Annotated in this window: 25 protein-coding genes; 10 read left to right on the forward strand and 15 right to left on the reverse strand. The window is 73.8% G+C overall.

Features of this window, described 5'->3' with window-relative positions; genetic code table 11:
* Window positions 1-10: 10 nt before the first annotated feature.
* The 12 genes from RI138_RS30735 to RI138_RS30790 all read right to left on the reverse strand — a co-directional run bounded on the left by RI138_RS30735 (window position 11) and on the right by RI138_RS30790 (window position 13,254).
* A complete protein-coding gene (locus RI138_RS30735) occupies window positions 11-1,159 on the reverse strand; it encodes a GNAT family N-acetyltransferase (protein WP_311122528.1) in 1,149 nt (382 codons plus the stop codon).
* Window positions 1,156-1,830, reverse strand: a complete 675-nt coding sequence (locus RI138_RS30740) for a YveK family protein (RefSeq protein ID WP_311122529.1) — start codon at window positions 1,828-1,830, stop codon at window positions 1,156-1,158. The genes RI138_RS30735 and RI138_RS30740 overlap by 4 nt, the downstream gene beginning before the upstream one ends.
* Window positions 1,827-2,963, reverse strand: a complete 1,137-nt coding sequence (locus tag RI138_RS30745) for a glycosyltransferase (protein WP_311122530.1) — start codon at window positions 2,961-2,963, stop codon at window positions 1,827-1,829. Before RI138_RS30745 ends, RI138_RS30740 begins: the two co-directional genes overlap by 4 nt.
* Window positions 2,960-3,772 (reverse strand): polysaccharide deacetylase family protein, encoded by an 813-nt coding sequence (locus tag RI138_RS30750; protein ID WP_311122531.1) that lies wholly within the window; start codon window positions 3,770-3,772, stop codon window positions 2,960-2,962. The genes RI138_RS30745 and RI138_RS30750 overlap by 4 nt, the downstream gene beginning before the upstream one ends.
* On the reverse strand, window positions 3,762-5,477 hold the full coding sequence (gene murJ, locus RI138_RS30755) for a murein biosynthesis integral membrane protein MurJ (protein ID WP_311122532.1): 1,716 nt from the start codon (window positions 5,475-5,477) through the stop codon (window positions 3,762-3,764). Before murJ ends, RI138_RS30750 begins: the two co-directional genes overlap by 11 nt.
* Window positions 5,474-6,853 (reverse strand): O-antigen ligase family protein, encoded by a 1,380-nt coding sequence (locus RI138_RS30760; RefSeq protein WP_311122533.1) that lies wholly within the window; start codon window positions 6,851-6,853, stop codon window positions 5,474-5,476. The genes murJ and RI138_RS30760 overlap by 4 nt, the downstream gene beginning before the upstream one ends.
* Window positions 6,854-6,855: 2 nt before the next feature.
* The gene (locus RI138_RS30765; protein ID WP_311122534.1) at window positions 6,856-8,331 is read right to left on the reverse strand and encodes a sugar transferase; all 1,476 of its coding nucleotides are present in this window, start codon (window positions 8,329-8,331) and stop codon (window positions 6,856-6,858) included.
* The gene (locus RI138_RS30770) at window positions 8,328-9,503 is read right to left on the reverse strand and encodes a glycosyltransferase (RefSeq protein WP_311122535.1); all 1,176 of its coding nucleotides are present in this window, start codon (window positions 9,501-9,503) and stop codon (window positions 8,328-8,330) included. Before RI138_RS30770 ends, RI138_RS30765 begins: the two co-directional genes overlap by 4 nt.
* Before the next feature lie 335 nt (window positions 9,504-9,838).
* The gene (locus RI138_RS30775; RefSeq protein ID WP_311123066.1) at window positions 9,839-10,417 is read right to left on the reverse strand and encodes an isochorismatase family protein; all 579 of its coding nucleotides are present in this window, start codon (window positions 10,415-10,417) and stop codon (window positions 9,839-9,841) included.
* Window positions 10,418-10,553: 136 nt separating this feature from the next.
* A complete protein-coding gene (locus RI138_RS30780) occupies window positions 10,554-11,603 on the reverse strand; it encodes a polyprenyl synthetase family protein (protein WP_311122536.1) in 1,050 nt (349 codons plus the stop codon).
* Window positions 11,600-12,667, reverse strand: a complete 1,068-nt coding sequence (locus tag RI138_RS30785; RefSeq protein WP_311122537.1) for a tetratricopeptide repeat protein — start codon at window positions 12,665-12,667, stop codon at window positions 11,600-11,602. Before RI138_RS30785 ends, RI138_RS30780 begins: the two co-directional genes overlap by 4 nt.
* A gap of 221 nt (window positions 12,668-12,888) precedes the next feature.
* Complete coding sequence (locus RI138_RS30790) at window positions 12,889-13,254, reverse strand: VOC family protein (protein WP_311122538.1); 366 nt, start codon at window positions 13,252-13,254, stop codon at window positions 12,889-12,891.
* Window positions 13,255-13,465: 211 nt separating this feature from the next.
* Here RI138_RS30790 and RI138_RS30795 point away from each other — a divergent pair, with 211 nt between their 5' ends.
* The 3 genes from RI138_RS30795 to RI138_RS30805 are packed head-to-tail and all read left to right on the forward strand — an operon-like array spanning window position 13,466 to window position 15,796.
* Window positions 13,466-14,143, forward strand: coding sequence for an ABC transporter permease (locus RI138_RS30795; RefSeq protein ID WP_311122539.1), 678 nt, complete (start codon window positions 13,466-13,468; stop codon window positions 14,141-14,143).
* 28 nt (window positions 14,144-14,171) lie between these two features.
* A complete protein-coding gene (locus tag RI138_RS30800) occupies window positions 14,172-14,843 on the forward strand; it encodes an ABC transporter permease (protein WP_311122540.1) in 672 nt (223 codons plus the stop codon).
* Window positions 14,840-15,796: an ABC transporter substrate-binding protein gene (locus RI138_RS30805; RefSeq protein ID WP_311122541.1), complete on the forward strand. Its 957-nt coding sequence runs from the start codon at window positions 14,840-14,842 to the stop codon at window positions 15,794-15,796. The genes RI138_RS30800 and RI138_RS30805 overlap by 4 nt, the downstream gene beginning before the upstream one ends.
* A gap of 13 nt (window positions 15,797-15,809) precedes the next feature.
* Here RI138_RS30805 and RI138_RS30810 read toward each other — a convergent pair whose 3' ends face one another.
* On the reverse strand, window positions 15,810-16,724 hold the full coding sequence (locus RI138_RS30810; protein WP_311122542.1) for a nitroreductase/quinone reductase family protein: 915 nt from the start codon (window positions 16,722-16,724) through the stop codon (window positions 15,810-15,812).
* A gap of 382 nt (window positions 16,725-17,106) precedes the next feature.
* On the opposite strand from RI138_RS30810, the gene RI138_RS30815 reads away from it, so the two are divergent.
* A complete protein-coding gene (locus RI138_RS30815) occupies window positions 17,107-17,412 on the forward strand; it encodes a DUF2087 domain-containing protein (RefSeq protein WP_179500118.1) in 306 nt (101 codons plus the stop codon).
* Window positions 17,413-17,531: 119 nt separating this feature from the next.
* On the opposite strand, the gene RI138_RS30820 is transcribed toward RI138_RS30815, so the two are convergent.
* The gene (locus RI138_RS30820) at window positions 17,532-18,695 is read right to left on the reverse strand and encodes an ABC transporter ATP-binding protein (RefSeq protein ID WP_311122543.1); all 1,164 of its coding nucleotides are present in this window, start codon (window positions 18,693-18,695) and stop codon (window positions 17,532-17,534) included.
* Between the two features lie 237 nt (window positions 18,696-18,932).
* Here RI138_RS30820 and RI138_RS30825 point away from each other — a divergent pair, with 237 nt between their 5' ends.
* Window positions 18,933-20,228, forward strand: coding sequence for an alpha/beta fold hydrolase (locus RI138_RS30825; RefSeq protein WP_311122544.1), 1,296 nt, complete (start codon window positions 18,933-18,935; stop codon window positions 20,226-20,228).
* Between the two features lie 48 nt (window positions 20,229-20,276).
* On the opposite strand, the gene RI138_RS30830 is transcribed toward RI138_RS30825, so the two are convergent.
* Window positions 20,277-20,849, reverse strand: a complete 573-nt coding sequence (locus tag RI138_RS30830; RefSeq protein WP_311122545.1) for a rhodanese-like domain-containing protein — start codon at window positions 20,847-20,849, stop codon at window positions 20,277-20,279.
* 193 nt (window positions 20,850-21,042) lie between these two features.
* Between RI138_RS30830 and RI138_RS30835 the strand changes: the two genes are divergently transcribed.
* The 5 genes from RI138_RS30835 to RI138_RS30855 all read left to right on the forward strand — a co-directional run bounded on the left by RI138_RS30835 (window position 21,043) and on the right by RI138_RS30855 (window position 25,831).
* Window positions 21,043-21,777, forward strand: coding sequence for a PIG-L deacetylase family protein (locus RI138_RS30835; RefSeq protein ID WP_096627308.1), 735 nt, complete (start codon window positions 21,043-21,045; stop codon window positions 21,775-21,777).
* Window positions 21,778-21,837: 60 nt separating this feature from the next.
* A complete protein-coding gene (locus RI138_RS30840; RefSeq protein WP_311122546.1) occupies window positions 21,838-22,443 on the forward strand; it encodes a helix-turn-helix domain-containing protein in 606 nt (201 codons plus the stop codon).
* A 126-nt stretch (window positions 22,444-22,569) separates the two neighbouring features.
* On the forward strand, window positions 22,570-23,535 hold the full coding sequence (locus RI138_RS30845; protein ID WP_311122547.1) for an NADPH:quinone oxidoreductase family protein: 966 nt from the start codon (window positions 22,570-22,572) through the stop codon (window positions 23,533-23,535).
* Window positions 23,532-24,716, forward strand: coding sequence for an acyl-CoA dehydrogenase family protein (locus RI138_RS30850; RefSeq protein ID WP_311122548.1), 1,185 nt, complete (start codon window positions 23,532-23,534; stop codon window positions 24,714-24,716). The genes RI138_RS30845 and RI138_RS30850 overlap by 4 nt, the downstream gene beginning before the upstream one ends.
* Window positions 24,713-25,831, forward strand: coding sequence for an acyl-CoA dehydrogenase family protein (locus tag RI138_RS30855; RefSeq protein WP_311122549.1), 1,119 nt, complete (start codon window positions 24,713-24,715; stop codon window positions 25,829-25,831). Before RI138_RS30850 ends, RI138_RS30855 begins: the two co-directional genes overlap by 4 nt.
* Window positions 25,832-25,858: the final 27 nt, after the last annotated feature.

A 25,858-nucleotide genomic window follows, 5' to 3' on the forward strand; every position in this document is an offset into this window, starting at 1 on the left:
GCGCCACGTCTCAGCGTCCGATCACCGGCAGCCCGGTCAGCCGCTCGTGCCAGTCCCGCGCAGCCGGGAACCGGGCCTTCACCGTCTCCACCGCCCGCTCCCGCACCGCCACCTGCGACTCGCGCAGCCGCAGCAGCGGCTCAAGCCCGGGACGGGCCAGCAGCAGCCGCTGGTTGACCACGGGCACCGGCTGCCAGTGGTTCTTGTAGCTCTCCGCGCCGCGCAGCAGGCTCAGCACCTCGCGCCCGCTGTCCGAGGCCTGCTGGGCCACCTCGCGCAGCAGCATCGTCGACACATCGACCTTCCGCTCGCGAAGCGCCGGGTCCGCCCCGTAGAGATAGCCGCCCGTCAGATGCCCCGACTGCAACGACAGGTTGGACGCCACCACCTCGCCCTTCAGCCGGAACTCGGTCATGGCCGCCGTGCCGTCGCCCACCATCCGCCCCACCGACCGGATCAGATGGTCCGAGAACCGTGCCCTCAGGTGCTCCGGGTTGACGCCCCGGCCCTCCCACTGCCGCTCGTGCAGCCGCAGCAGCGTGCCGATCGCCGCGGGCACCCCGTCCTGCGGGACCCGGTGCGCCTCGACGCCCAGGGCGTCGACCTTGCGCAGCTTGGAACGCAGCCGCTGGCCCCGCGAGCCGCTCAGCCGCGCCACCAGATCGCCGAGCGGCTCGGCCGGAAGCTCCATGCACGTCGAGTCCGTGAGCCTGCTCCGGGCCCCCGGCCACCGCCCGAACAGCAGCTGTGCCGACGCGTCCGGCCGGACCTCCCGCAGGTCCACCACGGTGTGGCGGGCCGCCCGGTCCAGACCGCGCTGCAACGCCCCGACCGCGTAACCGGCCTCCTCCTCGTCCAGCAGGATGTCGAAGAAGTCGGAGATCGCCCCGCCCATCGGGACCAGCAACGGCATCGGACGGTGCACCAGCATCAGCGGGGCCGCCCCGATCAGCCGCCCCGACCGGCGGACCAGCAGCACCCGCAGCCGGCCCTCCTGACCGTAGGAGATCCACCACGAATGCAGCCAGGCGTGGCTCTGGAAGGGCGTGGCGGTGGCGCAGCGCCGGTGCAGGGCGTCCCACTCCCCGGCGAGTGCGCCGAACTCCCGGAAGTCCCGGCACAGGGTCACGGCGATGGCGCCCGTGCGGTGCGCCGTCATCGGACCAGCTCCCGTTCGTCCTGGGCGACGCCCCCCTCGGCGGCGGCCGGCGCGGGCACCTGCGCCGAGACGCTCCAGCCCGCCCGGCGCGGCCGCACCAGCAGCACCAGACCGCCCAGCAGACCGCCCGCGGCGGCCCCCACGGCCGTGCCCAGCGGAACGGACGGCGACACCGGCTGGTCCGGCGTCATCGCATGGGTGAACTTGATCAGCTTCACCCCGGTGTCCTTGGAGACATGACCGCTGCTCACGATGACCGCCTCGATCACCGCGTTGGCGATGTCCGCGGCCTTGCGCCGATCCTCGGACGTCCCGGTCACCGCGATCATCGGCGAGTCGGGAGAGGTCTCCGACCGGACGTGGGACCGCAGTTCGCGCATCGGCTCACCGGCCGCGCCCTGCGCGTACGAGAGCGTCGCGTCGCTGGTGACCAGACGCCCGTACGACTGCGCGTAGCCCAGCGCCGCCGCGGGAGCCGTCTCCTCCTCGGCGACCGCCATCGCGTAACTGGTGGCCTCGTACTGCGGGGAGGCGAACGCGCCGTACGAGAGCCCGGACGCGGTGCCGAGCAGGACGCAGACGGGCAGGGGCCACCAGTGGGGCAGCCGGGTGAGGGCGGTGCGCAGCCGACGGACGACGGCGTGGCGCTGCTGCTCGGGTGACTCGGTCATGAAAAGGCTCTCCGGTTCGGTGGGGCGGTGTCGAGGGCGTACGCGTAGACATCCATCAGGCGTTCGCTGCTGCGCCTGATGTCGTAGTGGCCGACGGCCCGGGGCGGCGGCATCCGGTCGGCGCGGTCCTGTATCCGCTGCCGCAGCCGGGCCGTCAGCTCCTCGGGGCTCCCGGCGATCCGGGTGGCGCCCGGGGCGTGGGCGGCGGGCAGGTCGTCGATGGCCGGGCAGGCGTCGTGCAGCACCGGAAGACCGGCCGCGAGCGCCTCCACGGCGGCCAGCCCGAACGACTCCTCGCGGGAGGTGGAGACGAAGACGTCGAGCGCGCTCAGCAGCGCCGGAACGCCGGGCACCGGACCGCCGCCCTCCTCGTCGCACTCCCCGAGGAACCGGATCCGGTCCGCCGCGCCGAGCCGGACCGCCAGTGCCCGCAGCACCCCGGCCTCCGGACCGTCCCCGGCCAGCAGCAGACGGGCCTCGGGCAGGGCGGCGACCGCCCGGAGCAGTACGTCGAAGCGCTTGCCGGGCACCAGTCGGCCGACGCCACCGACCACGAACGCCTCGCCCGGGAGATCCAGCGCCGCCCGCACCGCCGCCCGCCGCCCTGCGTCGAAGCGGAACCGGTCCGCGTCGATGCCGTTGGGCACCAGCCGGATACGGTCGGCGGGCACCCCCCAGTCCCGCAGCCGCCCGGCCACGGTGGAGGAGACGGCGACGGTGGCCGCGCCGAGGCGTTCGGTGGCCAGGTAGAGGGAGCGGATGGACCGGGTGAGCGGGCGGCCCTCGATCTCGGCGCGCCCCAGGGAGTGTTCGGTCGCCAGCGTCGCCCGGGTCCCCGCGAGCCGGGCCGCGATCCGCCCGTACACACAGGCCCGGTACAGGTGCGTGTGGACCAGGTCGTAGCGGCCCTCCCGGATCAGCCGGGTGAGCCGGCCGACCGCCGAGAGATCCCGGTTGCCGCGCATCCCCAGATGGGTCACCCGGATGCCGTCGGACCGCAGCCCGTCCGCGACCGCGCCCGGGTTGGTGAGCGTGACGACGTCGCACTCCACCGGCAGATGACGCAGCAGCAGCCGCAGCTGCTGCTCGGCGCCGCCGACCCCGAGCCCGGTGATGATGTGCAGGGCCCTCACCGTCGGCCGCCCGTCCGCTCGGGCGCGGCGGCCCGGGACCCCGTACCGGGCACCGCCCCGTGCCGCAGCCCGTGCCGCAGGTCCTTCGCCCACAGCCGTACGCCCCGGTCCGCCTGGCTGATGTGGGTACGGGGCAGGGCGAACCGGCTCAGCAGCGGGCCGGGCGCCAGCGCGCACGCGTAGCCGTAACCCGCCGAGCGGGCGGCGGCCGTGACCCGCCGGTCGAGGATGCCGTACGGGTAGCAGAACCCCTCCGGGAGCGTGCCGGTGAGATCCCCGATCAGCGCCCGGCTGTCGCGCGTCTCGCGGCCCAGCTCCTGGTCCGTCAGCGTGGTCAGATCCTGGTGGTAGAGACCGTGCGAGCCGACCTCCATGCCTGCGGCGGCGACCCGCCGGACGTCCTCGTGGGTGAGCAGCGGCTTGCGCGGGCCCAGCGGGTCCCACTCGTTCACCCCGCCCGGCCGGCCCGGCAGGACGAAGACCGTCGCCCGGCAGCCGTGCCTGCGCAGCACCGGCAGCGCCTCGCCGAGGAAATCCGCGTATCCGTCGTCGAAGGTCAGCCCGACCAGCCCGCGCCGCACCGCCGCCTCCGTGCGCAGCAGCTCCGCCACCCCCACCCCGGTCAGTCCTCTGCTGCGCAGCCAGGACAGCTGCTCGTCCAGGCGCCGGGGGGAGACGGTGATGCCGTACGGGTCGTCACTCGGGTCCGTCACCGAGTGGTACGTGAGGATCCACGGCTGACGGCGGGTGTGCGGGCGGAGCCGGGACGAGGGAGCGTCGGCGCAACGCGCCGAGCGGTCAGCGGCCATCAAGAAACCTCCGTCGGATGAGTGCCAGCAGGGAAGCGACGTCGGGCGAGCGCAGGGCGAGCCCGGTCAGGAAGAACACGGAGGGGACGAGGAGGCAGCCGGCGGCCAGGCTCAGCAGCGGATCGGGGACGAGCGGTGCGGCTGCCCAGCCCGCGGCCCCGGCCGCCAGCGCGGCCCCGGCCAGCCGGCCGAGCGAGAACGCGACGGCCCGCGTCCGGATCGGCACCACGCGGGTGCCGAGCCCCATCAGCAGGAGCAGCGCCGTCGTGCTGATCCCGATCGCGTTGGCCGTCGCGATGCCGTCGACGCCGAAGCGGTACGTCAGGGCGTACCCGGCCCCCATGGTGACGATCAGCCCGGTGCCCATGGCGAACGCCGGGAACCAGGTGGGCCGCCCGGACGAGAAGAACGGCCGGCTCAGCGCGCCGACCAGGCAGTGGCCCAGCAGGCCCAGCGCGTACACCCGCATCACCTGGGCGGTGGTTTCGGTGTCGGAGACGTCGAACGCGCCACGCTGGAACAGCACTTCGATGATCTGGGGGGCGTAGCCGAGCACCACGGCCGTGCCGAGCAGCACCACCATCCCGGCCAGCGCGAGATCCCGCTCGACCCGCAGCCGGGCCTTCTCCCGGTTCCCGGCCGCCATGGCCTGCGCGACGACCGGGAAGGTCACCGTGCAGATCATCAGCGACAGCACCATCGGCATCTGCGCGACCTTCTGCGCGTAGTTCAGATGGGAGATCGCCCCGGCGGGCAGGGTGGAGGCCAGGAACCGTTCGACCAGCACCTGGGACTGACGGCTCACCACGAACAGCACCACCGGTGCCAGCACCGCGAAGCCCAGCAGGGGAGCGGTGGGCGCGGCCCGCCGTCTGCGTCGGCGGAACCGTGGCAGGCGAGGTCGGGCCAGGGGCACCAGCTTCAGGAACATGGGAAGTTGGGTCAGGATCATCAGCGCGCTGCCCACCGCGACCCCCGCCGCGGCCGCCCGCACCCCCCACACCGCGTGCAGGGCCAGCGTCATGCCGATGATGCCGATGTTGTACGCGACGTAGACCCCGGCGGGCGGCAGGAAGCTGCGGTGCGCGCGCAGGGCGGCGCTGAAGTAGCCGGTGATCCCGAACGTGAGCACGGTGACCGCGGTCAGCCGGGTGCAGTCGACCGCGAGCCGGGGGTCGGCGAGCCCCGGGGCCAGGACGCCCACGACCCACGGCGCGCCCGCGATGAGCAGGGCCGCGCCGCCGGAGAGCAGGAGGAAGAGCCGGGGGAGCGTGGCCGCCACCAGATCCCGTACGGGGTCGGACTCCCCCCTGCCCTCGTCCGCCGCCCGCCGGGTCAGGGCCAGGCTGAACGCGGGGACGAGCAGGAGCGCCATCCCGTCCTCGATCAGCAGCGTCGCCGCCATCTCGGGCACGGTCCAGGCGATCAGGAACGCGTCGCTGGCGTCGCTCGCGCCGAAGTACCGGGCGATGGCCTGGTCCCGCACCAGGCCGAGGACCGCCCCCAGCACGGTGAGTACCGCCGTCGCCGCCGCCGCACGGGCGAGGAAGGACCCGAGCCGGGGCGCCTCACCGCCCGTCGGCTCCGCCTCCGTGCCGGGCGCGAGGGGCCCTTCGGGGCCGGACCCGGGTGCCGGGAGCAGGGTCGGGGCGGCCGCGCCCGCCGTGCGCGGCTCGGCCTCCGTGCCCGTACCGGACTCGCTCATGCGGCGCTCACCCGGTCCCGGTCCGGCTCGCCCAGCGCCCACCAGGCGGCGAGACCCAGCACCACACCGCTCAGTACGGTGGTGGGCCCGCCGATGTCCGCGTACAGGAAGTTGACGCTCTGCCAGGTCATCAGGGCGACCGCCGCCAGACCGCAGTCCAGCGCCGCGTGTCCGCGCGGCCGGGCCTGTGCCAGTCTGCGTACGGCTCCGACCAGGATCGCCGCCCAGCTGCCGAGGACGGCGGTCAGACCGATGAGGCCCTGTTCGGAGAGGATGAGGAGGTACATGTTGTGCGGTGACAGGAGTGCCTGCCTGCGGAACTCCTGGCCCGCCCCGGCCGTGTCGCTGCCCGAGGAGAGCCCGATCGAGGCGTGTGCGTCGCGGTGGTCGGCGAAGCCCTTGAGGCCCACCCCGGTGGCGGGCTGCTCGCGCCACATCGAGCCCGCCGCGCTCCACATGGCGTACCGGTCGCTGACCGACCGGTCCGGGGCCCGGGTCACCTGAGTAACGCTGGCGGCCCGCTCCGCGATCATCTCCGAGCCGATGCCGAAACCGCCGACCAATACCACCCCGGCCGCGCCCAGCACGGCCAGCGACGTCAGCGCCTGGCGCCGTCCGGTCAGCGCCAGGGCGGCCAGGACCGCGACGGCCGTGGCGATCCACACGCCCCGGCTGAAGGAGAGCGTCAGGGGCACGATCAGCGCGACGGCCACGACGGCGGCGCACGGCCGCAGCCAGGCCGGGGCGGACCCCGGGGTGCGCAGCGCGCAGGCCGCCGCGGCGAGCAGCCCGTAGGCGACCACCGTGGCCATGCCCATGATGTCGCTGGGCCCGAAGGTGCCGACCGCCCGGATCTCCTCACCCATGTAGGAGGCGCCGGTCCCGGTGACGTACTGATGGACGCCCGTGACGCCCTGGACCACCGCCAGCACCACCAGCGAACCGGCGACGATCCGGAACCCGTGGGCGTCCTTGAGCAGGAGGAACACGGCGACGGGCACCAGGACGAAGACCTGGAGATAGCGGACGAGGCCCGGCAGGGCCGCCGCCGGGTCCGCCGCCGTGACCGTGGCCACCGCGAAGCCCACGGCGGGCAGGCCCAGGACGAGCGCGGCCGCCGCGCCGAGCGGGCGCTGACGCAGGTACAGCAGCCGCCCCACGCACACCAGCACCGCGATGCCGGACGCGATGTCGGCGGGTCCGACCGCCGGTCCGCCGCCCCCGCCCAAGACCCCGTGGGGCAGGGCGGGCAGCAGGACCGTCGCGATCAGCGGCAGCAGCGGCCACCGGCTCCGCCACCCGCCCGGCGACGGACGGGGAGCGGCGCGGGGCCCGGCCGACGCTGCCGGGGCGGGCGGAGTCAGGGTGGCGGCCATCGTCAGCTGCCTCCGAGCCGGAAGAGGGAACCCGCGGTCCGGGCCAGCACACACGCGTCCTGCCACAGCGACCAGGTCTCGATGTAGCGGTTGTCGAAGCGGGCCCGCTCCTCGATCGAGGTGTCCCCGCGCAACCCGTTCACCTGGGCCAGACCCGTGATGCCGACGGGCATCCGGTGACGCGCCTGGTATCCCGGATGGGCGCGGCTGAACTGTGCGACGAAGAAGGGGCGTTCGGGGCGCGGACCGACCATGCTCATATCGCCGCGCAGGACGTTCCACAGCTGCGGCAGCTCATCCAGCGAGGTACGGCGCAGCACCCGGCCGACGCGGCTCATCCGCCCGTCGGACGCCACGTTCCACCGGGTCGCCGACTCCTGGGCGTCCGCGGGCCGCAGCGTACGGAACTTCAGCAGGACGAACGGGCGCCCGTGCCGGCCGATGCGCTCCTGCCGGAAGATCACGCCCGGCCCGTCCGAGAGCCGCACCGCCAGGGCACAGGCAGCCATCACCGGGGCCGCGAGCAGCAGACCGAACGCGGCCAGGACGGCGTCCGTCGCCCGCTTCACCCCGTGGCCCAGCGGACGGCGCGCGCCGTCGTCCAGGAGCCGCACCCCGAAGCCCCACAGATGGTCGGGGCGGCCGGTCCCCCGCGCGGGCACGGCCCCCGCGCCGGGGTCGGTGACCAGCCACACCCGGCAGCCGTACCCGGTCAGCAGGGCGAAGAGAGCGGCGCCGTCCGGGGTGGCCTCGGGCGGGGCGGTGAACACCGCGTGCCGCACACTGTTCTGCACCACGGCCCGCCCCACCTCCTGCGGGGTGCCCAGGACCGGCAGCGGCAGGGCACCGGAGTCCGCCGGAAGCTCCTCGTCCCCGCCGCCGACCAGACCGACCGGGCGCAGCCCGTACCCCGGGTGCTGGTACAGGGCCGACGTCACCTGACGGGCCAGGGGACCGCTCCCCACGACCAGCGTGGACCGGGGACGCCGGGCGGCCGCCCGCTGCCGCGCCCGGTGGACCAACGCACGTCCCGCACAGGTCAGCGCGGTCTGCGCCCCGGCCCCGTACGCGAGCACCGCCCACCCGATCGCGTGCTGCGGGGCCCAGACGTCCAGCACCTCCATCGTCACGTACCACTGGAGCAGGGCGAGGCCGAGGAGCGCGGGCAGTTCGGACAGCACCGAGGGGGACAGGCACCTGCGGTACAGCCCGCGACGGGCGAAGAACAACACCTGCGCCAGCGCCTGGACGGCCACCACCGCCCAGGGCCACGACGCCGGGACGACCAGCGCGAACGTCACGACGGGCGCGAGGGCGTCGACGCACAGGAGCTGTACGACCCGGCCGCAGCGGACGCCACGGCGCTCGCCGCGCCGCACCCGGGTCCTTCCGTCGCTTCTTCGCGGCGGATGAACTGTGTGAGCCTGCACGGCTGTCGCCTGTGCGGTGCCGGGAACCGGTGCACTCTCCATCGTCATCGCTCGGTGCGCTTCCTCGTGGTGGGTCCGGACATGCCGACAAGTTCCTGGTAGAGACCGGCAACAGCCCCCGCGGTGCGTCGTACGTCGAAGGCCGCCCGGGTATGGCTCAGCGCCCCGCGGGACACCGCCTCGCGCAGCTCCGGGTCGGTGAGCAGCGAGGTCAGCGCCGAGGCGAGCGCCGCGGGGTCCTCCGGCGGCACGAGACAGTGCTCCTCGTGACCGGGCGGCAGGCTCTCCCGCGCCCCGTTCACATCGGTCAGCACCACGGCGCGGCCGCAGGCCATGGCCTCCAGGGGAGCCAGTGCCATGCCTTCCCAGCGCGAGGGCAGCACAAGGACGTCCGCCGCGTGGATCCACGGCCGTACGTCCTCGCTGGCTCCGGTGAACAGGACACCGGGCGGAGCCGATCGCTCCAGTTCCTCCCGGTCGGGCCCGTCGCCCACCAGCACCAGCCGTGCCCCGGCCACCCGCAGCCGCCGCCAGGCCCCGAGCAGGACATCCTGCCCCTTCTGCCGGGTGAGTCGGCCGACGCAGACGACGAGCGGGGCGTCCGGGGCGATCCCCTTCAGCAGGGGCAGGGAGGCGCGGGCCGCCATGCGGTCGGCCTCGCCGCCCGGGCGGAAGCGGTCGAGGTCGATGCCGTTGTGGATCACCGACCAGCGGGCCGCGATGCCCGCCTCCTGGCCGGTGCGGCGTTCGGACTCGCTGACACAGAGGATGTGATCGGCCCAGCGGGCCCCGAACCGCTCCCAGCCGAGGGCGAGTCCGGCGGTGCGGCCGCCGACCGCCTCGAACGACCAGGCGTGTGGCTGGAACACCGTGGGTACCCGGCCGCGTACGGCGATCCGCCCCGCGAGACCGGCCTTGGCGCTGTGCGCGTGCACCACGTGCGGGCGGCTGACGCGGACGATCCGCCGCGCGGCCGCGACCTCACCGGCCAGCCGGGGCCCCGGCGCCCGGGTGGCCGCCCAGCCGTGCACCTCCGCACCGGCCGCCGCCGCCCCGACGGCCAGCGGACTCCCCGGCGGACAGGCCACCACGGGACGCAGCCCGGACCCGGCCTGGGCCCGCACGAGATCGGTGACGACCCTGGCCACTCCACCGTCGACGGGCTGAACCAAATGAAGGACCGTCAATTGTCTTTCTTCAGTACGACACATCTGCAGCACGCACGGCTCTCTTCGTTCAATCCGGTGAGTAAAGCCGAAGTGCACTTTGGCAGAGATGTGGCGAAATGGTGCGCGTGACTCGCTCATACGACCACATGGGGAGTAACCGGACGACAGGACCGTCCGGGTGGTCGCGCGAGGAAATCCCGCAGGGCCGCGAAAGCTTCGCCGTCAGGCGGCGAAAGGGCTTGCGGAGTGCGGCCGCACGGAATTGAGAGGGCTTCGCGCGCGGATTAGCGGGCGGTCTCTCCTCCCCTTTCCGGCGTGCCGCACTCCGCCGTTCGCCGCACCGGATGGCGGCACCATCTAGGTGGGGCGATTACGCCGTTCTCGTGTTACGCCGTTCCCGTGTTCGTGAATATGACGTCCTCGGCACGGGCGACGATCTCCACCTCGTCGCCGAGCGCCCACTCCGCGACCCGCGACGCCATCGCCGCCGGGACCGGCTCACTGATGCCCGGCGCGGCGGGAATGTCGTACGTGGCATGGGCGTCGTGCGGCAGGACGACCCGGAAGTCCAGCTCCAGGGCACGGCGTGCGGTGGCCAGCACGCACATCTCCGACAGCATCCCGCAGACGGCGACCGCCCGGACCCCCGCCGCGGTCAGCTCGTCCTCCAGCGAGGTCCCCTCGAAGCCGTCGTCCTCCTCCTTGCGGATCACGCTCTCGGCAGGGCCCGGGCGGACCGGAAGGTGCAGCTCCCACCCCGGGGTGTGCGGCTCGTCCGGCGCCCCGGCCGGTCCGTCGTTCTGGAGGTGCACCACGAGCGCCCCGGCCTCCCGGGCCCCGGCGACCAGATCCGTCACCCGGTCCAGCAGCCGGGGCGCGTCGGGCACGGCGTGCTTCCCGGTGACGAACGCCGACTGGACGTCGATGACGAGCAGCGCCTGCACGGGAGCGGGGAGAGCCGTCATATCGGGGGAGGGACTTCCGTCGGGGCGTACGCGGACGGACAGCCCCATGGGTTGTCCGGACACGACCTGGCCCGCCCATCCTCCCAGGCGAAGACCGGGGGCCGTCCACCGGTTTCCGCCGGTGGACGGCCCCGGGTCAGCCGGTGCGGTCGACGAGATACGGGATCAGCGTGAGCAGGTCTCCGCGCGCCTCCTCGGCGAGCTCCACCCGGTCCAGGCAGTCGTGGGCGGCGGTCAGGTGCTCCTGGGCCTCGGCCGCCGTGGCGCGGCGCCCCCCGGCGGCGTCGATCAGTTCGGCCGCCCGGCGGGCCGCCGGGCCGTCGAGGGGATCGGCGGAGGTGAGGAGGGCCTGCAGGCTCCGGGCCGCCGGGTGGTCGGCCGCGAGGGCCGCCAGCACCGGGTACGTCTTCTTGAGCCGCCGCAGATCGCTGTGCACCGGCTTGCCCGTGACCTGCGGATCACCCCAGATACCGAGCAGGTCGTCCACCGCCTGGAACGCCACCCCCAGATGGCGCCCCGCCCGGTCCAGCGCCTCGGTCGTGCTCGGCGGGGCGCCCGCGAGCACCGCGCCCACGGCGGCCGCGCAGCCGAGGAGGGAACCCGTCTTGTGCGTGGCCATCGCCCGGTACTCCTGTGGCAGGACGGCGTCGGGGCCGGTCCACGGCCGGGACTCGAACAACAGGTCCTGCGCCTGACCGTGCACCAGTTCGCCCAGGGTGCCCGCCAGTTGCCGCACCGCCGCCGGACCGCCGGGCCCGGGAGACTCCGCGAGCGTCGAGACGGCCAGCGCGAACAGGGCGTCCCCCGCGAGGACCGCCGGGCCGGTGCCGTACGCCTTCCACAGGGCCGGGCGGCGGCGGCGCGTCTCGTCGCCGTCCATGATGTCGTCGTGGATCAGGGAGAAGGTGTGGATCAGCTCGACGGCGACCGCGCCGGGCACCGCGTCCGCCCCGGAGCCCCCGGCGGCCTCCGCGCCGAGCACCGCGAGGGCCTGGCGCACGCCCTTGCCCTGCGAGCCGGGCACCGGGTCACCGCCGACCCCGCTCCAGCCCAGCGAGAAGGCCGCCGTCTCCGCATGCCAGGGATGCAGTCGGCGCACCGACTCCACCAGCGCCGGGCGGACGAGCTCGCGGCACCGGTCCAGTATGCGTGGCGCGCTCGTCCGGCGGGTCGTGGAGGGCGTCATCGTCGGCCGTTCCCCTCGTCCGCCTCGTCCACCAGGGCCGGTTCCACGCCTAGTTCGGCGTACGCCTTCTCGACCATCTCGCGGGCGTTCAGCAGACCGATCCGGTCCAGCCGGACACGCAGCCCGTCCAGGTCGGCCGCCGTGGCCGCGCGGTCCCGGCCGAGCCTGGCCCGCGCCTTGACCAGGCCGAGCGATGCCAGTGCCTCGCCGCGGAGCTCGTCCATCGCCCGGAACTCGCCGAGCGCCTGCTCGTAGACCGCGCGGGCCTCCTCGTAACGCCCGGCCCGGAACAGCACGTTGGCCCGCATCTTGTGGTTGTACGCCAGCGCGCTGGAGAGGTTCATCGCGCGGCAGGCGGCCTCGGCCTCGGAGAGCAGATCGAGTGCGCGCCCGGTCGCGCCGTCCCGGAGGGAAACGATGTCGGCGATGCCGCGCAGTGCCCAGGCCCGGCCGCGCCGGTCGTCCGCGTCGCCCGCCAGGGCGGCCGCCTCCTCGAACATCTCCAACGCTGTGTCCAGGGAGCCGGTGTTGCGGTGGATCTGCGCTATGCCCTCCAGGGCCCACACCGTGTGCCGCGCCTCGCCCCGGGCGCGTGCCTCGGCCAGCAGCTGTTCGTGCAGCGTCGCGACCGTCGCGTAGTCGCCCTGGATACGGCCGGTCTCGGCGAGACCGGCCAGGGAGTAGCCCCGGGCGACCACGTCGCCGCCCCGCTTGCCCAGCTCCGCGGCGAGCCCCAGCAGCCGGAACGCCAGGCGCAGCGCCCCTCGCTGCCGCGCCAGCGTGCCGCCGCTCCACAGCGCCCAGGCCATCGCCCCGGTGTTCCCGGCCGCCCGCGCGGCCCGGTAGCTGGCCTTCCAGGCCCGGTCCGCCTCCGCCACCTGCCCCAGCCTGCGGTGTGCCTCGGCCACGGCGAGACCGGAACGCGCCACTTCCTCCTGCGATCCGGAGAGCTCGGCCTGCTTCAGATGATGTAGGCCCTCGGCCAGTACGTCGGTGAGGGAGGCGTTCACCGACATCTTGGTGAGAGCGCCCTGGTACTCGGGCGCCAGTGCCTTGGTCTGCATGGGTGCCTTCCGCGCGGTGCCGGGCCCGCACCCGGGGCGACTATACGCCCTGCGTATACAGGGGGCGTATAGTCGGCCGGTCGTCCGAGCCCGGAACATGTGGGGGTGGACGCCGCTGAACACCTGCGGCGAACCGTCCTGTCGTGGATCAAGACGGCAGCGGGACGGGGAGGGTTGCTCGCCCGGCCCAGGTCGTTCCGCTTTCGCTCGGCGGTCCCGCGTCAGACGGCTGTCGGCGGCTCGTGCAGGCCGAACGGCGATCCCTGGTCGTCACGGCAGAGCCGGAAGCGTCCGAACCGGGCGGCCGACTCCTCGTCGTCACCCGGGGACGCGTCGTCCACCGTGCCGCCGAGCTCGCGGACCTTCACCACGGCGGCGCCCAGGTCGTCGACCCAGAAGAAGACGTACGGTCCGGCTCCCCGGTCACCGCCGTGCACCCCGCCCGGAGTCCCGGGGGTCGTGATCGCGAAGCCGCCGCCGTCCGAGGGGCCCGGCTCGAAGGTCCAGCCGAACAGTTCGCCGTAGAAGGCGCGCGCCCGCTCCGGGTCCTCCACGCCGAGCTCGAAGAAGGAGATCTCACCGGCCATCGCGGGTACCTGCCGTTCGTCCGGGGCCCGTACTCATGCCGCCACTCCACCGTACGTCGGCCGCCGGACGCCCGCCCGCAGCTGCGCCCTGCCCGTCCGCCGCAGCCGATGGTGCACGCCCTGAGCCTCGTGCGGTTGTCGGCCCGGCCCGCGCACCCCGAACGGCCGCCCCCGACCTGCGACTGCGCCACGGTCGCGCTCGAATGAACGGATGACGGCGCCCCCGGACGACTGCCTCGCCCGCAACGAGTGGATCTGCGGCGCCTATCTCTCCACCCGCCGCGAGATCCTGGTGGACGCGGTGATCCAGCACCTCCAGCTGACGGCCGCCGCGGTGGCCATCGCCCTGGTGCTCGCCGTACCCCTCGCGCTGGCGGCCCGCCGGTGGCGCTGGGCGGCCGGGCCGGTGCTCGGACTGACGACGATCCTCTACACCATCCCTTCGCTGGCGATGTTCTCGCTGCTCCTGCCGGTGTACGGGCTCTCCGCCGCACTCGTCGTCGCGGGTCTCGTCCTCTACTCCCTGACGCTGCTCGTCCGCAACATCCTGGCCGGACTCCGGGCCGTCCCCGAGGAGACCCGGCAGGCCGCGCGCGGCATGGGCTACGGGCCGCTGCGCCTGCTGCTCGCCGTGGAGCTCCCGCTCGCGCTGCCCGCGGCGATGGCCGGGCTGCGCATCGCCACGGTCTCCGCGGTCTCCCTGGTCACCGTCGGCGCGATCGTCGGCCACGGCGGACTCGGCAACCTCATCTACTCCGGCATGAACACCTACTTCAAGGCCCAGGTGCTCACCGCGTCCGTACTGTGCGTCATCATCGCCGTCGCCGCCGACCTGCTGCTCCTGGGAGCCGGACGGCTGCTGACGCCCTGGACCCGGAGGCGGGCATGAGGACGCGACCCGCGGCACGGAGGCCGGGATGAACACGCTCGCCGACACCTGGTCCTGGCTCACCACAGCCACTCACTGGTCCGGCCCGGACGGTGTCTGGCACCGGCTCGGCGAACACCTCTTCCTGACCGGCGTCTGCCTGCTCATCAGCTGTCTGATCGCCCTGCCCGTCGCCCTCGTCCTCGGACACCTCGGCAGGGGCGGCGCACTCGCCGTCAACCTCTCCAACATCGGCCGGGCCGTCCCCACCTTCGCCGTACTGGTCCTGCTGCTGCTCACGCCCATCGGCACGTACGGCCAGTGGCCGACGATCATCGCGCTGGTGCTGTTCGCCGTGCCGCCGCTCCTCACCAACGCCTACGTCGGGATGCGCGAGGTCGACCGCGATGTCGTACGGGCGGCCCGGGGAATGGGCATGACCGGCCGCCAGATGCTGCTGGGCGTGGAACTGCCGCTCGCCCTCCCGCTGGTCCTCACCGGCGTACGGATCGCCGCCGTGCAGCTGGTCGCCACCGCCACCCTCGCCGCACTGGCGGGCGGCGGGGGACTGGGCCGGATCATCACCGCGGGCTTCAACCTCGCCTCCACCCCGCAGGTGGTGGCCGGGGCGATCCTGGTGGCCGTCTTCGCCCTCCTCGTCGAGAGCCTCTTCGAGGCCGGGCAGCGCCTCGTACCGCGGCGCGGACGGGAGGCCGCGTGAGGCCCGCCAGCGCCCGCCGGGCCCTGGCCGCGCTGGCCCTCCTCACGGCGACGGCCTGCACCACGGGCCCCAGCCTGGAGAACCAGGGCGAGGTCACCGCACCGCCCGGCGACAGCAGGGAACTCACCGTCGGATCGGCCGGATTCACCGAGAGCGACCTGCTCGCCCAGATGTACGCCCTGCTCCTGGAGCACGCCGGATACTCCGCCGACATCATCTCCGTCACCAACCGGGAGATCTACGAACCCGCCCTGGAGAACGGCCAGATCGACGTCGTCGCGGAGTACGCGGCGACCTTCGCCGACTGGTTGAACGCCAAGGCCAACGGCGCCGACGCCACCCCCGTGGGATCGCCCGACCTGGCCGCCACCATGAAGGTGCTGCGCGCCCTCGCCGCCCCGCGCGGGCTGACCGTCCTCGACCCGGGCCGGGCCGTCGACCAGAACGCCTTCGCCGTCACCGCCGCGTACGCGAGGAAGCACCGCCTGAAGACCCTCAGCGACCTGGGCGCCGCGCGGCTGCCCGTGCGGCTGGCGGCGGGCGACGAATGCGTGCAGCGGCCCTACTGCGCCCCCGGGCTGCGCAAGACGTACGGCATCGACATCGTCGCCGTCGACCCGAAGGGCGTCGGCACCACCCAGGCGAAGCAGGCGGTCCAGAACGGTCAGGACCAGATGGTGCTGACCACCACGACCGACGCCACGCTCGACCAGTTCGGCCTGGTCCTGCTGGAGGACGACAAGAACCTCCAGAACGCGGACTACGTGGTGCCCGTCGTCAACCGTGCCCGCGCCGGGAGCACCGGGGTGCGCGATGCCCTCGACCGCCTCAACACCGTACTGACCACCGCCGACCTGGCATCGCTGAACGAGCAGGTCGACAGCTGGCGCAGGCTGCCCGAGGACGTCGCGCGCACCTACCTGGAGTCGAAGGAACTCCTCCCGAAGGGCTGAGCGGCCCCGGAACTCAGGAAGCGGTCGCGGCGGGAGCCGCCGGAGGCCAGGGCACCTCGGCCAGCAACGGCAGGATCTGCTCCTCCTCGTAGTCGAGGTGGGCGGTCAGCTCCTCGGTCATCCGGGTCAGTTCGGCACGGAAGCGGTCCGGCTCCGCGATGGCGACGTCGGCCAGCAGCGCGGAGAGGGCCGTCTGGACGGACGCGATGCCGCGGTGCTCCTCCCGCAGCCGGTCGAAGACCTCCCGCAGGTGCGGGTGGTACCCCTCCATCGCGGGGAACATATGGCCGTCCTCGGCCGTGTGATGGAAGTCCAGAGCCTGGCAGAACGCCAGGCAGCGCTGCCGGATCTGGAGCCCGAGAGGCGGCGCGGGCGGCTCCCCGGCGTCCCGGTGGGCGGCCCGTGAGGCGAAGTGTGCCTCCGTCTCGGTGTGGACGTGGAGCAGTTGGGCGCGCAGCCAGGTGTGCACCTCCACGAGCTTGTCCGCGAGGGAGGTGACCGCGGGGGCCGTCGCCTCGGGACCGGGGAGTTCCAGGACCACGACCGGCAGCACCCGGTCGGTCGCCTCCTGGTACTCCGCGTACCCGGGCGCTTCGGCCACCACCCGGGCGAACAGCTCGTCGCGCAGGGCCCCTTCGGCGGGCACGGCGACGGTCTCGAACTCCTCTGCGCCCCACTCCACCCGGACGGACGGGCGGGCGAGGAGGTTGCGGTACCAGTCGGGGTGGCGCGGTGCGCCGAGGTCGGAGGCGACGACGAGCAGTCGGCGGCCGTCGCGTACGTATCCGAGCGGCGTGGTGTGCGGGGTGCCGGAGCGGGCGCCGGCGGTGGTGAGCAGGAGGAGGTCGGAGCCCTCGAAGGGGCCGCCGACCTTCCCGGCGTTGGCGCGGAACTCGTCGATGACGGACTGCTGGAAGGCAGGGGGCATGGAGGTTCTGGGTCTCCTGGAAGGATGCGGGCGCACGAGGGCCCGGCAGACGGAACGGGGTGCATCACACGGGGGCGCGTCGGCGTGTACGCGCCCGGAGCGAACTGCTCAGGGCAGGTGGCTCAGCGGCAGGGGGCGATGAGTGTGCTCATGGCGGTGTCCCTGGAAGAAGGTGCTGGCTTGACTGCCGGCCGGCCCAGATCTCTTTGGCCGACGTCACGCTGCACGTGTCCCATCACAACCCGGGCCGTGCAGGTCTGTCAACGCGATGGCCAAGAAGGGCAACGCGAGGACGGGCGACGCCGGGACGGGCAACGCGGAAATGGCGTTGCCCGTACTGCGGAAGCCTGCGACTCTTCCGACCATGCCTGCCACACCTGTCATGCCTGCTGAACAGGAAACCCTTCAGCCGCTGTCACCGTCGCCGAGCCCTCGTACGCACCGCGTGGAGGCGCTCTTCTCGCACGGCCGCCTGGTCGCGATCCCGCGCAAGGAGGCCCGGCGGGAGCAGTTGCTCGTGCACCTCGCCGACACGCTGTTCGAGCGGGAGCGCTCGTACACCGAACGCGAGGTGAACGAGGCGCTGCTCACCGTCCACGAGGACTGCTCCGCGCTGCGCCGCTATCTGGTCGTCGCGGGACTGCTGGTCCGCCCCCGGGACGGCAGCAGCTACCGGCGAGGCCGCTGACCGTTCCCCTCCCTGATCCTGAGAAGTCGTCTGCCGGACACGCGAGCTGGCGCACCACCACCTGGGGGCGCCGGCCCGTCGCCGGCCCGCCCCCTGCTTCGATGATGACGGGACAGCCCTTACGCGTCCGCCACCGAGTCGAAGTCCACCTCCTCGCGCGCCACGCCCTGCGCGTCCGCGTCCACCGACCGGCGCAGCGCTTCGTGCAGCTTGGCCGGGGTGAGCACCCCGAGGAACCGTGCCCCGTCCAGCACCGCCACCCACCCCGCGTCGTGCTGGAGCATCTCGCTGAACGCCTGCTTCAACGGGGCCCCGACCGGCACCCACGCGTCCATCCGGCGGGCCAGGGTGCCCACCGTCGCCCGTTCCCCGGCCGCCCGCAGCACGTCCGTGGCGACCCAGCCGTGCAGCTCGCCCGAGCCGCCGAGGACCACCGCCCACCGGGCCCCCGCCGCGACCAGCCGGGCAGCCGCGTCGCCGGCGGGCTCCTCCAGCCGGGCCACGGGCGGCTCCTCCAGGTCCTCCGGTTCGATCGCGGTGACCGACAGCCGCTTCAGACCCCGGTCGGAGCCGACGAACCGGGCGACGTACGGGGTCGCCGGAGTGCCGAGCACGGCGGCCGGGGTGTCGAACTGCTCGATGCGCCCCTCCCCGTACACCGCGATCCGGTCGCCCATCCGCACCGCTTCCTCGATGTCGTGCGTCACCATGAGCACCGTCTTGCGCACCCGCTGCTGGAGGCTCAGGAACTCGTTCTGCAGCCGCTCCCGCACCACCGGGTCCACCGCTCCGAACGGTTCGTCCATCAGCAGCACCGGCGGATCGGCGGCGAGCGCCCGCGCCACGCCGACCCGCTGCCGCTGGCCGCCGGAGAGCTGCGCCGGATAGCGCGAGCCGTACGTCGCCGGGTCCAGGCCCACCAGGTCCAGCAGCTCCGCCGCCCGCTCCCGGGCCCGTGCGCGCTTCCAGCCGACCAGTGCCGGGACGGTCGCGGTGTTGTCCAGGACGGTCCGGTGCGGGAAGAGGCCGACCTGCTGGATCACATAGCCGATGCGGCGACGCAGCTTGACCGGATCGGTCCCGGCGATGTCCTCGCCGTCCACCAGGATGCGGCCCGAGGTCGGCTCGATCAGCCGGTTCACCATCATCATCGTGGTCGTCTTGCCGCAGCCGGACGGCCCCACCAGCGTCACCAGCTCGCCCTCGTCCACCTCGAAGGACAGCCCGTCGACCGCCGTCGTCCCGTCCGGGTAGACCTTGCCGACCTGCTCGAACCGGATCATGTCTGCACGCTAGGAGTGCCCCGGCCGCCGCGCACACGGGCCGGGACCGTACGGGGCACGGCCGCCTCCGCCGTACGATCCCGCGCCGCCTCCGCCGTACGGGTCACGGCTCCCACCTCCGTACGGCCCTGGCTCCCACTGCCGTACGGGCGCGGCCCCTTCGCCGACCGGCCGTGGGCCTGTGCTGAACTGGGCCTTTCGCCCGGATCAGCCCGCACCCCGGATTCAGGAGTTCCCGTGAGCAGTTACCGGCAGCCCGGTGTCGTCCTCACCGACCGGCGTTTCACCGTGCCCCTGGACCACAGCGACCCCGGCGGCGAGCAGATCGAGGTCTACGGCCGGGAGGCGGTGGCGGCCTCCCGGGCCGGTGACGAGCTGCCCTGGCTGGTCTACCTGGAGGGCGGCCCCGGCTTCGGCGCGCGCCGGTTCGTCGGCACGGAGGCCTGGCTCGGCCGCGCCCTGCGCGAGTTCCGGGTCCTCCTCCTCGACCAGCGCGGCACCGGACTGTCCACCCCCGCCAACCGGCAGACCCTGCCGCTGCGCGGCGGCCCGCGCGAACAGGCCGACTACCTCGCCCACTTCCGCTCCGACTCCATCGTCCGCGACTGCGAGCTGATCCGGCCGCGGCTCACCGGCGGAGGACCCTGGACGGTCCTCGGGCAGTCCTTCGGCGGGTTCTGCGCCGTCCGTTATCTCTCCTCGGCGCCCGAGGGCCTCGCGGCGGCCCTCATCACCGGTGGGCTGCCCTCGCTGGACGCCCACGCGGACGACGTCTACCGGGCCGCGTACCCCCGTATCGAACGCAAGGTCGCCGCCCACTACGCCCGCTACCCGCAGGACGTCGAGCGCGCCCGCGCCATCGCCGCGTACCTCGCCGAACACCGGCCCGAGAGTGCCGGACACCGGCTGACGCCCGAGGGCTTCCAGTCGCTCGGCATCCTGCTGGGCTCGGGCAGCGGCAGCCACCAGCTCCACTACCTGCTGGAGAACGCCTTCGTCCGCACCCCGCACGGCACGGAACTCTCCGACACCTTCCAGGAGGCCCTGCGCACCGCCACGTCCTTTGCCGGGCACCCCCTGTACGCCCTGCTGCACGAGGCCATCTACGGGCAGGGCGAACGCGCCACGGCCTGGTCCGCCGAACGCGTACGGGCCGACTTCCCGCAGTTCGACGCGGCGGCCGCGCTGAAGGGCGACGGGCCCCTCCTCCTCACCGGCGAGACCATCCACCCCTGGCACTTCGACGTCGACCCGGCGCTGCGCCCGCTGCGCGAGACCGCCGAACTCCTCGCGCGGCGCACGGACTGGCCCGTCCTCTACGACCCCGAGCGGCTCGCCGCCAACGAGGTCCCCGCCGCGGCGGCCGTCTACCACGACGACATGTACGTCGATACCGCCGACTCGCTGCGCACGGCGGCGGCGATCCGGGGGCTGCGCACCTGGGTCACCAACGAGTACGAGCACGACGGGGTGCGCGCGGGCGGCCCCCGGGTGCTCGACCGGCTGCTCGCGCTGGTGCGGGGTGAGGCCTGACCGCACGGCCGGGGCCGTCCGGGGGGCCCGCGCGGCACTGCCCCCGGATCAGCGCTGGAGCGCCTCCAGGGTGGCGTCCAGGTCGGTGGCCGAGCGCGGGGCCCGGTTGTACGGCAGCTTCGAGAGGACCGAGGCCATCCCGCAGGTGTTGCTGACCGCCGAGTAGACGAGGCCCGTGCCGATGCCGGCGGACAGCCAGCGCGCCGCCGGGTAGCGGACGCCCGCCGCGAGACCGGCCACCACCAGTGAGCCCGCGACGAGCCGCACCTGACGCTCCATGGGCCAGGTGGTGCGCGCGCCCTCGGGGCGGTCCAGGCCGCGGCCGTCGCCCTGCCAGGCCGAGGTGCCGCCGGTCAGGGTCGCGGCCTCGATGTCCGCGCCCGCGAGGATCTCGCAGGCCCGCGTGGAGCGGACCCCGGAGGCGCACACCACCAGCAGCGAACCGCGCGCCGAGGCGGACTTGAGGGCGGGCAGCGCGTCGGGAAGCTTGTCGAGCGGGATGTTCAGGGCGCCGGGCACATGTCCCGCCGCGTACTCGCCGGGAGCCCGCACGTCGATGACGGTGAACTCCTCCAAGCGGGCTGCGGCCTGGGCGGGGGAGAGAGATGCGGGGCTGGTCACGAGCGGGATTCCTTTCGTTCACCGGGGCTGCGCGAGAGGGCAGGGACTCTACACGTGAGTCCAGCACCGAGGGGCGGTCCCGCGTTCCGTATCCGGGCCATGGGAGGCGCGCCCCCTGGGTCCCTGCCGAGAAGCCCGGCCGGACTTCGGGTGCCGTACTCCGGGCCCCGAGGCCCGTGGGTAGCCTGCCGGTATGACGCAGCATCGACTCGAACCCATGCCCGCCGACTGGCAGCGCGCCCTGGCCGTGGTCGCGCACCCCGACGACCTGGAGTACGGCGCTGCCGCCGCCGTGGCGGAGTGGACCGACGGCGGCCGCGAGGTCGTCTACCTCCTGGCCAGCCGGGGCGAGGCCGGGATCGACACCCTCCCGCCGGAGGAGTGCGCTCCGGTACGGGAGCGGGAGCAGCGGGCCAGTGCCGCCGTCGTCGGCGTACGGACGGTTGAGTTCCTCGACCACCGCGACGGAGTGATCGAGTACGGCATCGGGCTGCGCCGCGACATCGCCGCGGCCGTCCGGCGCCACCGCCCCGAGCTGGTGGTCACCCTCAACCACCGGGACACCTGGGGCGGGGTCGCCTGGAACACCCCGGACCACCGTGCGGTCGGGCGCGCCACGCTGGACGCGGTGGCGGACGCGGGCAACCGCTGGATCTTCCCGGAACTGGCCGAGCAGGGCCTCCAGCCGTGGAACGGGGTGCGCTGGACGGCCGTGGCGGGCAGCGACCGGCCCACCCACGCGGTCGACGCCACGGCGGGCTTCGAACGCTCGGTCCGGTCTCTGCTGGAGCACCGCGCCTACATCGAGGCGCTGACGCAGGAGGACCCGGAGCGGTACTGCCGGTCCTTCCTGGAAGGCATGGTCGGGGGCGCCGCGGAGCGGTTCGACGGCCGGCCGGCGGTCACCTTCGAGGTCTTCGCCCACTGAGCGGGCCAGAAACGCTGTTCCCGCATTGACAAACCGGCTTGCCGATTCTGCAATTGCGATATGAAGGAACACGACCGGGACGATCCGGAACTCGAAGCGGTGCTCTCCGGCGTCGGCCCCAGGCTGCGCCGTCTGCGCAAGGATCGCGGAGTCACCCTCTCCGCGCTCTCGGACGCCACCGGAATCTCCGTCTCCACGCTCTCCCGGCTGGAGTCCGGCGGTCGCCGCCCCAGCCTTGAGCTGATGCTTCCCATCGCCCGCGCCCACGAGGTGCCGCTCGACGACCTGGTGGGCGCTCCCGCGGTCGGCGACCCCCGGGTACGGGCCGCGCCGATCGTGCAGCACGGCCGGACGATGGTGCCGCTGACCGCCCGTCCCGGCGGGCTCCAGGCGTACAAGATGATCCAGGAGCCCGGCAGCGGCGAGGCGCCGGAGCAGCGCACGCACGAGGGGTACGAGTGGCTGTTCGTGCTGTCCGGGAAGCTCCGGCTGCTGCTGGCCGAACACGATCTGGTGCTGGAGCCGGGGGAGGCCGCCGAGTTCGACACGCGGCTGCCGCACTGGTTCGGACCGGCGGAGGGCAAGCCGGTGGAGTTTCTCAGTCTCTTCGGCCCGCAGGGTGAGCGCATGCACGTGCGGGCGAAGCCGAAGCCGAAGCGGGGCTGAGGAGTCCCGCCGTCGGCGGTGAGAAGGTGTTCCCAGACGAGCAAGCGACCGCTTAGTATGCGCCGGAGCAGTGGTAATGCCGACAGCGGCAGCGGTTCGATGCCGACAGTGTTGTGGAGGCCCCTCATGCAGGCATGGCGAGTACACCGGAACGGTGAGCCGGGCGAGGTGATGCGCCTGGAGGAGACGGACCGGCCCACGCCCGGCGAGGGGCAGGTGCTCGTCGAGGTCCGCGCCGCGAACGTCAACTTCCCCGACGCCCTGCTCTGCCGGGGCCAGTACCAGGTGCGGCCGCCGCTGCCGTTCACCCCGGGCGTCGAGGTGTGCGGCACGACCGAGGACGGGCGGCGCGTCCTCGCCACCCCCGCCCTGCCGTACGGCGGCTTCGCCGACCACGTCGTCGCGGACGAGGCGGCCCTGCTGCCCGCCCCCGAGGCCCTGGACGACGCCGAAGCGGCCGCTCTGCACATCGGCTACCAGACCGGCTGGTTCGGACTGCACCGCCGCGCGCACCTCCAGCCCGGCGAGACCCTGCTCGTGCACGCGGCGGCGGGCGGCGTCGGCAGCGCCGCCGTCCAGCTCGGCAAGGCGGCGGGCGCCACCGTCATCGGCGTCGTCGGCGGCCCGGAGAAGGCGGCCGTCGCCCGCGAGCTCGGCTGCGACATGGTCATCGACCGGCGGAGCGAGGACATCGTCGGCGTGGTGAAGGAAGCCACCGGCGGGCGCGGCGCGGACGTCGTCTACGACCCGGTCGGCGGCGACGCGTACGCCAAGTCCGTCAAGTGCGTCGCCTTCGAGGGCCGCGTCCTGGTCGTCGGGTTCGCCAGCGGCACGATCCCCGCCCCCGCCCTCAACCACGCCTTGGTGAAGAACTACTCGATCGTCGGGCTGCACTGGGGCCTCTACAACACCAAGGACCCGGCCGCTGTCCGCGCCTGCCACGACGAGCTGACCGGGCTGGCCGCCCAGGGCATCGTCAAACCCCTGATCAGCGAGCGTGTCCCCATGGCCGGGGCCGCCGACGCCGTCCAGCGCGTCGCCGACGGCACCAGCACCGGCCGCATCGTCGTCCTGCCCGGAGGCACCCGATGAGCCCCGACGCCGCCGAGGTCCGCCGCCGCACCCGCGAGCTGCTCGCCGCCCATCCGCCCGCAACGACCGACCGCACCGACTTCCTGAAGGCCCGGTTCGACGCGGGCCTCGCCTGGGTCCACTACCCGGTCGGCCTCGGCGGGCTCGACGCGCCCCGCTCCCTCCAGCAGGTCGTGGACGCCGAACTCGCCGCCGCCGACGCGCCCGACAACGACCCCCGCCGGATCGGCATCGGCCTCGGCATGGCCGCGCCGACCATCCTCGGCTTCGGCACCGACGAGCAGAAGCAGCGCTTCCTGCGCCCCCTGTGGGTGGGGGAGGAGGTCTGGTGCCAGCTCTTCAGCGAGCCCGGCGCCGGGTCCGACCTCGCGGCGCTGGCCACCCGGGCGGTCCGCGACGGCGATGACTGGATCGTCGACGGGCAGAAGGTCTGGACGTCCAGCGCCCACCTCGCCCGCTGGGCCATCCTCATCGCCCGCACCGACCCCGGCCTGCCCAAGCACCGGGGCATCAGCTACTTCCTCTGCGACATGACCGACCCCGGCGTCGAGGTCCGGCCGCTGCGCCAGATCACCGGGGAGGCCGAGTTCAACGAGGTCTTCCTCTCCGGCGTACGCATCCCGGACAGCCACCGGCTCGGACCCGTCGGCGAGGGCTGGAAGGTCGCCCGGACCACCCTGATGAACGAGCGCGTCTCCATCGGCGGCTCCCGCATCCCGCGCGAGGGCGGCATGATCGGCCCGGTCTCCGCGACCTGGCGCGAACGCCCCGACCTGCGCACCCACGACACCCACCAACGCCTGCTCACCCTCTGGGTGGAGGCCGAGGTCGCCCGGCTCACCGGGGAGCGGCTGCGGCAGCAACTCGTCGCCGGACAGCCCGGACCCGAGGGCTCGGGCATGAAGCTCGCCTTCGCCCGCCTCAACCAGGAGATCAGCGGCCTGGAAGTGGAACTCCTCGGCGACGAGGGCCTGTTGTACGGCGACTGGACCATGCGCCGCCCGGAGCTGGTCGACTTCACCGGACGCGACGCCGGCTACCGCTATCTGCGGTCCAAGGGGAACTCCATCGAGGGCGGCACCAGCGAGGTCCTGCTGAACATCGTCGCCGAGCGCGTCCTCGGCCTGCCCGCCGAGCCCCGCAACGACAAGGACGTCGCCTGGAAGGACCTGAGCCGATGACCGCGACCGCCCAGCCGCCCGCCACCCCCGACCTCCTCTACTCCCAGGACGAGGAGGACCTGCGCTCCGCCGTACGCGCCCTCCTCGCCGACCGGGCCGACGCGCCGACGGTGATCGCGGCGACCGAGTCCGACACGCCGTACGACCCTCGGCTCTGGGAGGCACTCGCCTCCGGCATCGGCGCCGCCGGACTCCTCGTGCCGGAGAAGCTCGGCGGCCAGGGAGCATCCCACCGCGAGGCCGCCGTGGTCCTGGAGGAGCTGGGCCGCAGCGTGGCCCCGGCCCCGTATCTGACCAGCGCAGTGGTGGCCACCGAGACGCTGCTCGCACTCGGCGGGGACGACGGACCGGCCGCCGCTCTCGTCGGTGAACTGGCCTCCGGCGCCCGTACGGCGGTGCTCGCCGTGCCCTTGGGGACCGCGCCCGCAGGCTCCCAGAAGGCCACGGCCTCGCTGGACGGCACGGTCCGGGGCGTCGCCGACGCGGCCGTGGCGGACGTCCTGCTGGTGCCGACCGCCGAAGGCCTGTACGCGGTCGAGGCGACGGCCCCCGGGGTGGCGGTCGTCCCCCTCGTACCGCTCGACCTGACCCGCCCGCTCGCCACCCTCACCCTCTCCGGTGCGACCGGGACCCTGCTCGCAGACGCGGACGCGAGCGCCACCGCCGTACGGCGCGGGCTGCTCGCCGGGGCCGGGCTGCTCGCCTCCGAACAGCTCGGGATCGCCGAGTGGTGCCTGACCGAGACCGTCCGGCACACCCGCGAACGGCACCAGTTCAACCGGCCCGTGGGCTCGTTCCAGTCGCTCAAGCACCGGATGGCCCGGCTCTGGCTGGAGGTCGTCTCGGCCCGTGCCGCCGCCCGCGGCGCCGCCGACGCCCTCGCCACCGGCAGCCCGGACGCCCCGCTCGCCGTCGCCGTGGCCCAGGCGTACTGCTCCGGCGTCGCGGTCCACGCCGCCGAGGAGTGCGTACAGCTGCACGGCGGGATCGGGATGACGTGGGAGCACCCGGCGCACCTGTACCTCAAGCGCGCCAAGGCGGACTCCATCGCCTACGGCACGGCGGGCAGCCACCGTGCGGCCGTCGCGGAGCTGGCGGAACTCCCGGCTCCGTAGCTCTCACGCCTGCCGCGCGCATCCGGA

This window comes from Streptomyces durocortorensis, from assembly GCF_031760065.1.
Taxonomy (GTDB): Bacteria; Actinomycetota; Actinomycetes; order Streptomycetales; family Streptomycetaceae; genus Streptomyces.

Bases quoted from the DNA above. Each gene is read 5' to 3' on its own strand.
- RI138_RS30735 (WP_311122528.1), bottom strand. From the start codon at position 1,159: ATGACGGCGCACCGCACGGGCGCCATCGCCGTGACCCTGTGCCGGGAC.
- RI138_RS30740 (WP_311122529.1), bottom strand. From the start codon at position 1,830: ATGACCGAGTCACCCGAGCAGCAGCGCCACGCCGTCGTCCGTCGGCTG.
- RI138_RS30750 (WP_311122531.1), bottom strand. From the start codon at position 3,772: ATGGCCGCTGACCGCTCGGCGCGTTGCGCCGACGCTCCCTCGTCCCGG.
- murJ (WP_311122532.1), bottom strand. From the start codon at position 5,477: ATGAGCGAGTCCGGTACGGGCACGGAGGCCGAGCCGCGCACGGCGGGC.
- RI138_RS30760 (WP_311122533.1), bottom strand. From the start codon at position 6,853: ATGGCCGCCACCCTGACTCCGCCCGCCCCGGCAGCGTCGGCCGGGCCC.
- RI138_RS30765 (WP_311122534.1), bottom strand. From the start codon at position 8,331: ATGACGATGGAGAGTGCACCGGTTCCCGGCACCGCACAGGCGACAGCC.
- RI138_RS30775 (WP_311123066.1), bottom strand. From the start codon at position 10,417: ATGACGGCTCTCCCCGCTCCCGTGCAGGCGCTGCTCGTCATCGACGTC.
- RI138_RS30780 (WP_311122536.1), bottom strand. From the start codon at position 11,603: ATGACGCCCTCCACGACCCGCCGGACGAGCGCGCCACGCATACTGGAC.
- RI138_RS30785 (WP_311122537.1), bottom strand. From the start codon at position 12,667: ATGCAGACCAAGGCACTGGCGCCCGAGTACCAGGGCGCTCTCACCAAG.
- RI138_RS30790 (WP_311122538.1), bottom strand. From the start codon at position 13,254: ATGGCCGGTGAGATCTCCTTCTTCGAGCTCGGCGTGGAGGACCCGGAG.
- RI138_RS30795 (WP_311122539.1), top strand. From the start codon at position 13,466: ATGACGGCGCCCCCGGACGACTGCCTCGCCCGCAACGAGTGGATCTGC.
- RI138_RS30800 (WP_311122540.1), top strand. From the start codon at position 14,172: ATGAACACGCTCGCCGACACCTGGTCCTGGCTCACCACAGCCACTCAC.
- RI138_RS30810 (WP_311122542.1), bottom strand. From the start codon at position 16,724: ATGCCCCCTGCCTTCCAGCAGTCCGTCATCGACGAGTTCCGCGCCAAC.
- RI138_RS30815 (WP_179500118.1), top strand. From the start codon at position 17,107: ATGCCTGCTGAACAGGAAACCCTTCAGCCGCTGTCACCGTCGCCGAGC.
- RI138_RS30820 (WP_311122543.1), bottom strand. From the start codon at position 18,695: ATGATCCGGTTCGAGCAGGTCGGCAAGGTCTACCCGGACGGGACGACG.
- RI138_RS30835 (WP_096627308.1), top strand. From the start codon at position 21,043: ATGACGCAGCATCGACTCGAACCCATGCCCGCCGACTGGCAGCGCGCC.
- RI138_RS30840 (WP_311122546.1), top strand. From the start codon at position 21,838: ATGAAGGAACACGACCGGGACGATCCGGAACTCGAAGCGGTGCTCTCC.
- RI138_RS30845 (WP_311122547.1), top strand. From the start codon at position 22,570: ATGCAGGCATGGCGAGTACACCGGAACGGTGAGCCGGGCGAGGTGATG.
- RI138_RS30850 (WP_311122548.1), top strand. From the start codon at position 23,532: ATGAGCCCCGACGCCGCCGAGGTCCGCCGCCGCACCCGCGAGCTGCTC.
- RI138_RS30855 (WP_311122549.1), top strand. From the start codon at position 24,713: ATGACCGCGACCGCCCAGCCGCCCGCCACCCCCGACCTCCTCTACTCC.